The sequence below is a fragment of the Paenibacillus darwinianus genome, assembly GCF_000598065.1.
In the GTDB taxonomy this organism is placed as follows: domain Bacteria; phylum Bacillota; class Bacilli; order Paenibacillales; family Paenibacillaceae; genus Paenibacillus_I; species Paenibacillus_I darwinianus.
In genome coordinates this window covers 2083-14956 of the sequence record NZ_KK082213.1, presented here as the reverse complement: position 1 = coordinate 14956, position 12874 = coordinate 2083, and the positions used below count along the sequence as shown (strand labels likewise).

Genomic DNA, 12874 nt, shown 5'->3' with positions numbered 1-12874 from the left:
TGATTTCGCGGCGATATGCCGAAGCCGCTACTCGCCAGAGCATGAGTTTGTGCTCAAGCAGGTAAGCCGGCAGCAGCTTGCCGCGTTAGTGAAAGATACGATGTCCGCACCCGCCTATGACCACGATCTGTCGCCGCCGAGCCTTAACGCCGCCGAGCCGGAGCCCCGACTTGTATTGTACGGCTGCTTTTATAATGTAGAGGGCGTTCCGGCCGGCGCATACCGCTATGATGCGGCCGCGCACGGGTTGAGCCCGGTAAGCGCCGGCGATCACCGCCACCGTCTGCAGCGGGCGATGACGCTGGACAACGTGAATTTGTCGCAGCTTCCTCTTTGCTTCCATCTTGCCGGAGCTGCGGATCACCTTCGCGGGGAGCTTGGCTTCAGAGGATATCGTATCCAGCAGATGGAAGCCGGCATCGCGGTCCAGCGATTATTGCTGGCGGCCTCGGCCGCCGGCTTCGGAGGCCGTCCGCTGCTCGGCTATCAGGCGGCCATGTGCGATGCCGTCTATTCGCTGCCCGTGCTCGGCCAAACGAGCCTGATCCAAATAGCGGTTGGTCCCTATCGTCCGCGCGTCAGGCAGGAGGCGGGGCTGCACGGATAATGAAGGGAACGGCTTTTACTTAAATCCGTAAAAGCCTAATCGTTTTATAACAATCTTTCTGTAAAATGGACGACAAACATGATATAACAAGAGTAGTTCAAAAGGTACGTGCAACGGGAGTCGGCCGTTTAAGGGAAAGAGGGGAACGCATGCGTATTTTGGTTACAGGGGGCGCTGGCTTTATCGCCTCGCATATCGTCGACGCGCTGATTGAGCAAAGGCACACGGTTGCCGTCGTGGACAAGCTCTCAACCGGGTTCGTGGAAAATATCAATAAGCGCGCGCGTTTTTACCCGATCGATATTTTGGATGATGCGCTGGAGGATGTATTCGCCGTATTCCGGCCTGAAGTTGTCATTCATCATGCCGCCCAGATCGACGGTCAGATGTCCCTGCGCCAGCCGAGGTTTGACGCCGAGACCAATATTATCGGCACGTTAAACGTACTGGAACGCTGCATTGAGCACAAGACGCGCAAAATCATCTGCGCCTCGTCCGCAGCCGTCTATGGACCGCCGGCCGCGCCGGTCATCCGGGAGGATCATCCGATCCGGCCTTTGACCGGGTATGGCATTTCCAAATATACGTCCGAGACTTACATCCGCATGTATGGGGAGCAACATAACCTCGATTTTACGATTTTACGCTATGCCAACGTCTATGGGGAGCGGCAAGGCGCCAAAGGCGAAGCCGGCGTCGTATCGATTTTCGCCGACCGGCTGTTGGCTGGGGAAGCGCCGATCATCTACGGAGATGGGGAGCAGGTCCGGGATTTCATTTATGTGAAGGATGTCGTCGCCGCCAATCTGCAGGCATTAAGCCTGGGGCACTGCTGCACCGTAAACATCGGCACGGGCGAGCGCACAAGCGTCAATCGGTTGTTCGGGTTTCTGCGGGATTTGACGGGCAGCGGGACGCAGCCGGTCTACCAAGCGGAAAGGACCGGGGATATCAAGCACAGCTGCCTGGACAATACGCTTGCGGCCTCCGTTCTGGCGTGGAGGCCGGTTCATACGCTGGAGAGCGGGCTCGCGAGCACTGTTCGCGACCGTGCCGGACTGGCCGTCACGGCGCGCAATCAGACCACGTTGTAGCCGTTCGGCTTGGCGAGGTGGAGGAAGCCGAGCTTGTTCGCCTCGCGCTGGTGGATGTCGTCGGCGCCGGCCGATAAGGTGAAAATGCGCAGGCCTTGGCGCTGAAGCCGCCGCACCTTTCGGACGTTGGCGATCATCCAGTCGTTGCCGCGCCAATTGCCGTCCCAGTCCTCCCAGAGCAAGCCGTCCAACCAAGGATAACCCTCTGCGGCGGCTGTAAAGCCCCGGTTCTGAATGATGCCAAGCTGCGGATGCCGTTCTTTGATCCTCCTCAGCAATGTTAGGTACCCATGCATCATCGCAGCCTGGCGGTCCGGTTCGCGGACATGCTCCTCCAGGTCGCCGACCGTGTCCAGGAAGATCCCGTCCAGTCCTTTTTCCACGATTTGCTGACAAATTTCCTCCAGCAGCAGCGAGACATAGTGCTCGCTGGACAGGTCCATTAGATACGAATCCCATTCGGCAAAATGAAGCTTCCCGCCTCCGGACACGAAGTAATAGTCGGTTTCTGCCAGCCGCTCGAACCGGAGGCGGTTCCATCGCGGCGTCTCCATGACGCTGAGGTAGCCCGCCAGGCGGGTGCCGGCCGATCGAACGGCTGCAGCTTGCTCCCTGCTGAGATCGTGAGGTTCGATAATGGCGAGGTCATGCGCTTTCCACTGTTCGAGCGCCTGCCTGGTCGGATAGCCGTAATAAAGCGTGTAATTTCCGACCGTCGCGAAATGCGGCTTCGTTCGCCGCAACGCAAACGGGAATCGCTGGATCATGCTGCTCCGCCTTTCCAAATAGTGAAGGTTCCGGTGAATGCTACGGTCTGGTACGATCTTATCATAATCGAATTTCGGCGAAGAGGTAAGGCATGGAGACAAAAAGGGTGTTCATTACCGGCGTGACCGGTGCCATCGGAGGCGCGTTGGCCTCCTATTTTCGCGAGCGGGGGTATGAGGTTTGGGGGGCGGTCAGGCGTTCGGCCGACGGCGCCTCCCTGCCGGTTGCGCCCGCCCGCACGGTGACGATCGATATGGCCGGGGACGGCGGCTTCCGGCTGCCGGAACGGCTCGACGCCGTCATTCATTGTGCGGCGGCTACCTCCGAGCGCGCGTTCGACTCGGCCTTGTGCCGTCAAATCAATGTGGAAGGCACGGCCCGTTTGGCCGAGGCATCCGTGCGTGCGGGAGCAAAGCGATTCATATACCTGTCGACGATGTCGGCGAATGCCGGCAATCCTTCCGACTATGCGCAAACGAAGCTTGCCGCGGAGACGGTCGTGCTGGAGAAGGCCGGATCGGCGATGGAAGCGGTGATTCTGAGGCCTGGCCTCGTGATTTCCACGGCGCCGCGCGGCATTTTCCATAAAATGCGCAGGTTTGTCGAGAAGCTTCCGGTTGTCCCGGTCATCGGCACGAATGCCAATCTGGCTACCGTCTCGATAACCGATTTATGCCGGAGCGTCGAGTCGGCGGTTGACGCTCCCGGAGCGTCAGGGCTGCGGATCGATGTGTGCGCGGCGGAAGCGGTGAGCCTGCGGACGATCGTCAATCACTTGGCCGCCGCCTCGGGCAGGCGCGTATGCTGTGTCACCGTGCCTTATTTCGCAGCCCTCTGGCTGGCGAAGCTTGCGAAGGCGCTGCGGCTGCCGCTGCTGACGGAGGACAACGTGTACGGACTGAAATACGCCAGAAGGGCGGATACGGCTCCGCTCAAGCAGGTGCTCGGCATGGAGGCCGACAAGCTGGATCGGACGATCGCCCTTACGCTCGGTGGCGAAGGGAGGCGATTGCGTTGAGAATCGCCGTAATCGGCTCGGGACCGGCGGCCGCCGGCACCNGCCGGCACCTGTCTGGGCTTGACGGCGGCCGGCAGGCAGGACGACATCGTCGTGTTCGATATCGGCAGGAAGCTGGGAGGCATGTCCGCCGTACTGGAGGGCCGCAAACCGCTGTGGGACAGGCCGGTGTACCGGTCGCTGCATAAGGGCATCCGGGCGGCAGGCCAAGGATGGGTGCCCGCAAAATCGTTCATGGGCGATACCGCGCGCAGCTATTCGTCCCATCCGATCTATCGCAGCGATATGTACGGAGGGCTAAGCAAGCTCTGGGGAGCGAGCTTCCTGCCGTTCACCGCGGAGGATTTGGCGGACTGGCCCATATCCGGGCCCGAGCTCGCCCCTTACTACGACAAGCTGCTCTCCCGTATTCGGGTGACCGGCGCGGACGACGCGTTAAGCGGGTATTTCGGCGGTACGGCCTACAATGAAAGAGCGCTCGACAGGCCCGAGGTGTTCCGGCGTCTGGAGCAGGCGATTAACGCCAGGTCCGGCGAGACCTCGTTCATCGCGGGCAATCCGCGGCTCGCGGTCGCCAATTCCGGGCCGGACGGCTGCACCTATTGCGGCCACTGCTTCTACGGCTGTTATAACCGTTCGATCTACAGCGCGGACATGACGATTGGAGCACTGGAGGCCGAGGGCAAGCTTCGGTACGTTCCGGGCAAAAGGATGCTCCGCTTTAAACGGCTGGCGTCCGGGCGGGTGGAGATCGACTGGGAGGAACCGGAATCGGCGGGAAGCAAGCGGGGGACGGATGTGTTCGACCGCATATACGTAGCTGCCGGCTGTATCGAATCGACGCGGATCGTATCCGCTTCTCTAGGCGTCGCCACGTTCCCGATCCGCGAGAATCCGATGTACCAGGTGCCGATCGTGTACACGGGCGGCGTCAGGGCTGAAGATTTCGGGCGCCATATTGCGCTGATCAATGTGCTGGCGGGCCGGCTGCCTGGGGCCGGCATCGAACGTTATGCGCACATACAGATTTACCCGATCAATGTGTATCTATGGAACCACGCGCTGTCGAAGGCGTTCGGGAGCACCGGTCTGCGGCTAAGCGGGCTAGCCCAGCGCACGGCGGGGAAACACGTCTATATGATGCTTTTCTATCTTCACGGCGATTATTCGAAGGATAGCTCCCTTACGTTCGGTGATGGGGGCGAGCGGTTAAGCTTCGTGTATCGGGACGGCACGCAAGAGCAGATGCGGCTGCTGGTGGATGGCTTTGCTCAAGCGCTGAAGGGAACCGGCTTCCATGTGCTGCGCCATTTTGTGGAGCCGCTGGCTCCGGGCGGAAGCTATCATTACGGCGGGACGATGCCGATGGGGCGGTCCGGGCTCATCCGGGATTCGGGTTGCAGCGTGACGGACGGCATATACGTGACGGACTCCGCCGTTTTTCCGTCCATACCGGCGCAGAACCATTCTTTCACCATTATGGCCAATGCTTACAGGGTCGCGGAGAGGTCTCTGGCACTCTGACACAAAGTTCAATCCGCCAGCAGAATGAGGGCCAGGAAACTTGCTCGTTTGTCGAAGGTAGAAACAGGATATAGGGCTGCAGAACCATAATACTCTTTTAACCGTGCTATGAATCTCTTATAATAGAAATACCGGAAAGAGGGTGATGGGGATCAAGGATAAAATGGTCGTGATGCTTTCAACGGAGGGGACCTACCCTTTTCACCAAGGCGGCGTCAGCACGTGGTGCGACATTCTGGTGAAGGAATTGAAAGATGTCGAATTCGTCATTTACAGCATCCTCATGGACCCGTTCGTGACCCAGAAATTCCAGCTGCCCGAGAGCACCGGCCTGATCAAGATGCCGCTGTGGGGAACGGAGGAGCCGAGCGAGCATTTGTCGACCCCGTTCTCAGCCAACTATCTGGCCAAAAAGCGCACGACCAAAAAGGTCGTGAGGGAGCAGTTTATTCCGCTGTTCAGCGAGATGATCGAAGAGATCATGACGCCCGACAAGGACCCGCACCGGTTCGCGCGCGTTCTGCTGGAGCTGCATCTCTATTTTCAACATTATGAATACAAGTCGAGCTTCAAAACCGAGGAAGCCTGGGATGTCTATAAAAAAATCGTATTCCGCCGCTACAACGAGGGCGGCGGGAAGCTTGCCAGACCCGACCTGTACTGCATGATCCAAAGCCTGGGCTGGGTCTACCGTTTCATGAACATTCTGAACACCCCGGTTCCCGATGCGCATGTCACCCACTCGTCGGCCGCCGCCTTTTGCGGCATTCCCTGCGTGCTGGCCAAGCTGAAGAATAAAACGCCGTTCATGCTGACCGAGCACGGCATCTATTTGAGAGAGCAATACTTATCGCTGGGCAAGCGGGAATACTCAACCTTTCTTAATACTTTTCTGATGCGGTTGATCCATTCCGTAACCGGCCTTAACTACGCCTATGCCGATCAGGTATCACCGGTGTGCGAATACAACACGCGCTGGGAGCTGAAGTTCGACGTGCCCCGCGAGCGCATTCAGGTTATCTATAACGGTGTGGACAAGAATGTGTTCAAGGAGGCGCCCCCGGTTGACAGGGAAAGCCCGACGGTGGTAACCGTTGCGCGGATCGATCCCCTGAAGGACATTGTGACCCTGGTCAAATCGGCGGCGCTTGTCAAGGCGAAGGTGCCGGACGTCAAATTTATCGTCTACGGGTCGGTTTCTGTGCCCGTTTATTATGAGGAATGCCTCGCGCTGGCCGAGAAACTGGAACTGAACGACACGATTCATTTCGCCGGGCATGTGACGAACATGGCTTCCGCCTACCATAACGGCGACGTCATTGCGCTCTCCAGCATCTCCGAAGCATTCCCCTATTCGGTCGTCGAGGCGATGATGACCGGCAAGCCGTGCATTTCCACCGATGTCGGCGGCATTCGCGAGGCGGTAGGGGACGCCGGCGTCCTGGTCGATCCCCGGGATTACCATGCGCTGGCCGAAGGCATCGTGAAGCTGCTCAGCGACGGCGAGCTGCGGCGGACGATTGGCGAGGAAGGCCGGGAGCGGGCTTTAAGCTATTTCACGTTGGAGCGCGTGCTTGAATTGCATCTCAAAAGCTATATGAAGCTCGGACTGGGGATCGAAGAGCGCGTCGACCGCACGGTGGCGCAATCGCCCGCGATGTCGCGGTCTGCCCGTCTGGCGCGGAAGCGGCTCCTCACCGAGCGCGCCTATACTTTTCAGTCGAACGGTCTGTACAAGGACGCGATTCGTCACTTCCAGCTGGCCGTGATGGAGGAACCGGATTCCCTGGCCGCTCCGGTGCTGCTGATGGAGGTGGCCGAGTGCTACAACCGGCTGGGTGAATACGATAAGGCGTTCGCTGCGCTGGAGAAGCAGGAGGCGCTCGCCCTGCTCGTTAAGCTGGAGCATCAATCCGCTTGATGCGCATATATTTTTATGGAAAGGAGGTTGGCTGGGATGCCTGTACGCTGGAAACGATCTCTCGTTGGACTGGATACCGGTAAGGTTGCGCAATATGAAGCTCTGCTGCAAAGCCGGTTCGCGGCCTGCAAGGCCGCTTTGATTTCTGAAAGGAATGAAATGGAAGCTGATATTGCGCGATTCAGATATGCAGCGGAGCGGCAGGAGCGGACGGCAGCAGCTGCCGAACGCCCGGCTGGCGGTTCAGCGGCTGTCCAGGAGGCGCGCCTGGAGTGGAGCGAAACGGCCGGTTCGCTGCAATCGCTGAAACGCAGCCCCGTGCTGTTCGGCTACCGTAAACGATCCGTTATGCACGACCTCCGCCTGACGATCCGGATGCAAACCGCCGAGATCGACGAATTGCTGCAGCGGCATGCAGCGTGCTCTGCGGAACTGAAGCATTGGGCGGAGCAAGCCGGCGGATTGACGGTCACCGCAGACGCATCCATAACCGCGGAACGGCTGGCAGCGGTGCAACAAACGGCGTCCGCCGTTATGGAAGTGCCTGCGGCAGAAGCAGAAACTGGCGATTTCTCGACCGCGCCGTTAGAGCAGGCGGCTTCAGCGGAAGCGGCCGCTGTATCCTCCAACGTGTTGAATTTCCCGATCCGCGCAGCGATTTCTCAGCCGTCCGAGGCCAAGCCGAAGGCGATCGGCCGCGGCTTCTGGGACGATGCGGACGACTATATGGAGCAAATAATTGAGCGTACCGTTTACGAACAGATTGCCGCTGCGGCCGCGCTGCCGGCCGTCATCGGCGATGTCTCGGCTCATCCGCGGCGCAGAAGCACGGACGTGCCGCATCCACAGCCGGCCCTGCAGGAACGGCACGTCTCCGCGGAGCAGCTCGAGCGCCAGGCGGGGCTCGCGCCTGCNNNGCCGCGCCTGCGGCTGCGACCCCGCCGCAGGCTTCGCCTGCCGGGCTTCCGGCGGAGGTGCCAACGGAAGCCGGGAGCCCGGCGGTACGCGAGGAGATCAGACATCTGCGCAGGCGGTACATGGTCGGGAAAATCGCCGGCGAGGATTTGACCGACCGCTCCGGCCGGCTCATCGTCGGCAAAGGGCAGCCGATCACCGAGACGGTCATGGACGCCGCCGATCGCGAAGGCAAGCTGGCCGAGCTGATCGTCCATATGGTCATCCAAGGATTGGGGGAATAAGCCCTTGGCATCCTTAACCATAACGGGTTCCGAAACGGACAACATCGAGCGCCTTGACCGGCTGCTCGATGAGGTGCTTGAACGGCGCAAGCAGCCGGAGGACCAGTACGAAATCGCCGCCATTCTGGAATCGCTGGGCTGGAACGACAGCAGGGTTTCCCGGACGTTCGGCTTCGAGGACGTCTTCGAGCTTGCCTCGGACTTATGGCACCGAAGCCGGTCGAGGGTGCTGTACTCGCCGTTTGCCAAGGCCGAGGCCATGACCTTTTGGCAGCTGTTCACGCAGTTGATCAGAACTTTTCTGCGCGGCGTCATTTTTGCTTTTCCGATGGCGGTATCGGTGTTTTCCATGCTGACGCTGAAATTTTCGCTCTGGTCTTACGAGAACTTGTCCGTCGAGCTGGCGACTGCGATTGCGATCGGCACCATATTCAGCTTCGTGACGGTCGGCGGGTTCACCCAGGCGATCGCGCGAAGAGGGTTTTTCTATATGATCCAGGGCTACTACAATATGGCGAGGCGCGTCACGTTTCGCTTTATCGGCCTCGGCTTCATCGTCTGCGTACTGTTGTCCGCCGGATTTTTTATGCTCAACATGATCATTCAGATGTTCCCCTTCCGGATGGTGGCGATCATCATTCTGTATTTCTTTTTCTTGAACACGATCTGGCTTTCCGTTACCGTCATGTATATTCTGAAGAAGGAACTGCTGTTTACCGGACTCATCATTTTCGGCGTCGGCGTCGTTTACGTGCTGTTTAAGCTGCTCGGCATCAATATTATGTTCGCGCAGCTTGTTTCGTTGTCGTTGGTGTCGATCGTCAGCATTCTGTCCGTCGTCTGGCTGTTCAAGCGGGCCGAGAAGAGGGCGGAGAGAGGCATCCAGCCGCAGCTGCCCAAAATGTCCGTCACGCTCTACTCCACGATGCCTTATTTCATTTACGGCCTGCTGTATTTCGCGCTGCTCTACGCGGACCGAGTCATGGCCTGGTCGACGAACAACGAATATACGATGCCGTACCTGATCTGGTTCCGAGGCGAGTATGAGCTTGGCCTCGACTTCGCCCTGCTTGTCCTGATCGTGCCGATGGGCATCGCCGAGGTCGTGCTGACCAAGCTCATGATGGACATCGAGGTCAGTCAAAAAAGCTACTGGGGCGATGAGACGGACAAAATGAACCGGACGTTCGAGCGGCTCTATTACCGCCGTCTGCTCGTGATCGGCGGGATTGCGGCCGCCAGCGCGGCAGGGCTCTATTATTCGCTCTATGCGCTGCTGAATTTCCTGCAAATTCCGCTCGGCAGGACGCTTTTTGCGGCCGGCCCGGATGGAGGAATCGGGCTGACGCACCTGGTGTTTCTGCTGGCGCTTGCCGCATACGTGTTTTTGTCTGTGGCGCTAATGAACGCGGTTATCCTGTTCTCGCTTTCCCAGCCTTTTCTGGTGCTGCGCGATATTTGGCCGTCTTTTCTCGTCAATGTCGTCACCGGCTTCCTGATGAGCCGCTGGTTCGGATATGAATATGCGGCGGTGGGCCTCCTGCTCGGCTCGGTTCTGTTCATGATCCTGTCGACCCGCAGCGTCCGCAAAGTGTTTCGCCATTTGGATTTCTATCTTTACGCCGCGTCTTAGAACGGAGGGACATCGTGTACGCCAGCTTCGCCAATCATTTAGAGCAGGGACTGCGCTATATATTGGCTTTCGGTTTGCTTCTGTGGCTCTGGCCGAAGGTGCTGTTTCCGCGCGTCGACGGCGATGCGACCGAGCGGGCGGCGGCGAACTATTTGCGGATGGTGCCGGCCCTCATCACGCTCGGCTATTTGCTGGTTATCACCAAGTTGTACGAATTGCTGACTATCGCCGCGATCCTCTCGCTGTGGGCCGCCTACCGCTGGCTGACCCGCTATTCGCGGGAGCACCGCATGGAGAAGTTGACGGCGCTTGCGACATTGTTTTTCGACTATTTCGATAAAAAGTACTCGCTGCGCGAGATTGCCCTCCAATGGGTTGCCGGGCAATGGCGCGAGGTACGCAAGGAATGGCGCCAGCGCATGCTGATGAAGGGCTCGTTCGCGGAAACTGCGCTGCTGGTTGCGGTGCTTGCAGGCGCGGGCTACGTCCGCTTTTACGACCCGTTCATGTTCGCCGCTCCGGGCATGTCCGACGGCAACGTGACACTGCTGTGGATGAAATATATCGACCAACGGCTGCTGTTCGAGGGCGGCATCTATCCGCAAGGCTTTCACATTTATTTGGCGACGCTGTATAAATTCGCCGCGATCGATGCGCTCTACATTCTGAAATATACGGGGCCGCTCAATTCAATGGTGACGCTGCTCGGTTTCCATTTCATCGTGTCGAGGCTGACGGGCAACCGGCTGGCCGGCGTGGCCGCCGCTGCGGTCTATGGCTGGCTGGGATTTATGATCGGCAACGGCTGGGAGCGTCAGGCGGCCACGAACTCCCAGGAATTCGCGATGACCTTTCTGTTTCCGTCGCTGTATTTCTACCATCGCTATTTGTCAACCGGGAACCGCCGCTGGCTGTGGCCGGGCGCTGCGGGTTTAACGGCGATCGGACTGGTTCATACGCTGGTGTTTGCTTATTTAGGCTTCGGAATCGTCGCATTGACCGCCGCGCACTGGCTTTCCGGCATTCGCTCGCGCTTCCCGCAAACGCTGTGGGTGGCCGGAAGCGGCTTGGCGGCGACGGTCGTTTCCGTCATACCGGCGGGCGTCGGACTGTTGCTGGGGAAAAAGTTCCAGTCCGCGGCAACCGCCTATGCGGCAAGCTCCAGCAAAAGCGGCGAATGGCCTTTGCCGGAGATGTGGCCTATCGACTATGCAGGCTTGGCGGCGATCGGCCTGATGCTGGCCGGCGGGCTTGCCGGCTGGCGGGACAAGCAATGGCGGACTGTGTTCATGTTCGGTTTTCTCATGACGGGGAGCACGTTTGTGCTTCATTTCTTCGGTCCGCTGCTAACAACCAATGTCGTGCTGCTGAGCCGTTCCGGCGAGCTGTGGAGCCTCGCTCTGCCGCTGGCCGCAGGCATGGGCTGGGCCGTCCTTTTCGCGCCGTCGATCAAGCTCCGCTTTCAGCGGTTCGCCGCGCCGCTTCTGTTGGCCGCATCGCTTGTAACAGTAGGCATCCGATATCCGCTGGAGCCGATCGTCCCTTACAAAATGGAATGGGAGAGCGGCGTGCAGCAATATTTGCGGATCTCCCAGCTGTACCGTCCGAAAACATGGAACGTTTTCTCCCAGAGGGAGGGTTACGCGATGGTGCAGGGCAAAGGCCATCACCAATACATCACGTATTTGCTCGACAACTACGATCCGAGATTCAAATTTTTAACCAGGTACGGCGCGATGAGCTACGACCGCAATATTTCCAATGACGTGTTCATCTACGAGGAGAAGAACGTATTCCGCGTGCCGCGCGACAACGCCATCTATCGGCTGGAAGAACCCGAATACGAACGTCGCGAGCTGGAGATGGACCGGCTTCGCGAGTGGATCGCAGCCTACAAGCAGGCGAACGGCGGCATCGACATTTTTTACGAGGACGCCAACCTGCGCATTTATCACATTAACCGGCCGGTTACGCGCGAAGAGATGATGGACCGGATATGGAACAGCGGTGGGGAGGGGCGGTAGCCTGATGGATTGGATGTCTGTTATCATGCTTGCACAAGTAATGCTCTCCTTTCTGCTGCTGTTCGTCGTCCTGCCCTCCCTGTTCATCCGTTTCGACGAAGGCGATGACACGCTGCTGGACAGGCTGTTCATTCCGCTCATTCACTCATCGGTTTTCGTGAGTTTGACCGTTTACCTGCTGGCGTCGGTGAAGCTGCTGGAGACCTTGTCGATGATCGGTGTCAGTATGCTCGCGGCGCTCGTTCTGGTGCGACGGCGGTTGACCCGCTCGACCGGCTCGACCGGCGGAGCCTGGACCAGCCTGCTGACTGCCATCTACGACTTGGCGGACAGCCGGGCAGGCTTCAAGCGGAACCTGGTGCAGCCGCGTGCCGGCGTTATCAAAGCGCTGCGCCTTCGCGCCGCTTCGATCGTCCGCCCTATCAAAAGTAATCCGATTGCACTGACGGCGATACTGCTCGCTCTGGCAGGCGCCGCTTACGTCCGGTTCCGTCATGCGCTGACGCATTATTATTTCGGCGCTTCCGATGCGTACGTGCATTTGAAATGGACGAAATCCGTGCTGAAAAACACGCTGTTCGTCGACGGGGTCTATGCTTACGGCTACCAGACCTTGCTCGCGGGCTTGAGCCGGTTTTTCATGCTTGACGTGTACAACATCTTCCGGTTCATTGGCGCGATAGGCGGCCTGCTGATTGTGCTGTCGGTCGCCTATGCGGTGCGCAAGTTCGGCTCGAATCTGTATGGCGTCTTTGCGGCGGTATTCGCTTACGGGACAATCGATCTGCTTCCGACGATGGTATGGCGTCAGCTGTCGGCGCTGCCGATGGAGTACGCCATGATCTTTTTCCTGCCGGGCATCGCATTCTGGACGCTGTACTGCCGCCATGGCCAAAAAAACCATCTGCTGCTCGCCGCGGAGTGTCTGCTGCTTACCGTGCTGATCCATCCTTTCACCGCCATCTCCCATGCCATTGCGATAATCGTCATCGGGCTTGCGCATCTGCCGGGTCTGTGGAAGCGCAAAGGGCTGGTCAGCGCGTCCCTGTATCTGTTCGTGGCGGGCGATATTTTCATCTCTGTTGG

Annotated in this window: 10 protein-coding genes; 9 read left to right on the top strand and 1 reads right to left on the bottom strand. The window is 58.9% G+C overall.

Annotated features, from left to right (window positions below; translation table 11 throughout):
* A partial coding sequence (locus tag BG52_RS16235; protein WP_036667525.1) for a nitroreductase family protein occupies positions 1-607 on the top strand: 607 nt, incomplete at its 5' end.
* A gap of 149 nt (positions 608-756) precedes the next feature.
* Positions 757-1701, top strand: coding sequence for an NAD-dependent epimerase/dehydratase family protein (locus BG52_RS14005; RefSeq protein ID WP_051587660.1), 945 nt, complete (start codon positions 757-759; stop codon positions 1699-1701).
* Here BG52_RS14005 and BG52_RS14000 read toward each other — a convergent pair.
* On the bottom strand, positions 1686-2468 hold the full coding sequence (locus BG52_RS14000) for a glycoside hydrolase family 191 protein (RefSeq protein WP_051587659.1): 783 nt from the start codon (positions 2466-2468) through the stop codon (positions 1686-1688). The genes BG52_RS14005 and BG52_RS14000 overlap by 16 nt on opposite strands.
* A 92-nt stretch (positions 2469-2560) precedes the next feature.
* On the opposite strand from BG52_RS14000, the gene BG52_RS13995 reads away from it, so the two are divergent.
* From BG52_RS13995 to BG52_RS16225, 7 genes are all read left to right on the top strand, one after another.
* Positions 2561-3487: an NAD-dependent epimerase/dehydratase family protein gene (locus tag BG52_RS13995; protein WP_036581693.1), complete on the top strand. Its 927-nt coding sequence runs from the start codon at positions 2561-2563 to the stop codon at positions 3485-3487.
* A 93-nt stretch (positions 3488-3580) separates the two neighbouring features.
* Positions 3581-5011, top strand: a complete 1431-nt coding sequence (locus tag BG52_RS13990; RefSeq protein WP_036581695.1) for a GMC oxidoreductase — start codon at positions 3581-3583, stop codon at positions 5009-5011.
* Positions 5012-5156: 145 nt separating this feature from the next.
* The gene (gene pelF, locus BG52_RS13985) at positions 5157-6932 is read left to right on the top strand and encodes a GT4 family glycosyltransferase PelF (RefSeq protein WP_051587658.1); all 1776 of its coding nucleotides are present in this window, start codon (positions 5157-5159) and stop codon (positions 6930-6932) included.
* 1037 nt (positions 6933-7969) lie between these two features.
* Entirely contained in the window at positions 7970-8131 is a 162-nt protein-coding gene (locus tag BG52_RS16230) for a hypothetical protein (protein ID WP_190287551.1), read from the top strand.
* Positions 8132-8135: 4 nt separating this feature from the next.
* A complete protein-coding gene (locus BG52_RS13975; protein WP_036584944.1) occupies positions 8136-9764 on the top strand; it encodes a hypothetical protein in 1629 nt (542 codons plus the stop codon).
* Between the two features lie 14 nt (positions 9765-9778).
* Positions 9779-11788 (top strand): hypothetical protein, encoded by a 2010-nt coding sequence (locus BG52_RS13970; protein ID WP_036584941.1) that lies wholly within the window; start codon positions 9779-9781, stop codon positions 11786-11788.
* A 25-nt stretch (positions 11789-11813) separates the two neighbouring features.
* Positions 11814-12874, top strand: a 1061-nt coding sequence (locus BG52_RS16225; protein WP_190287550.1) for a hypothetical protein, incomplete at its 3' end; no start/stop codon positions are given.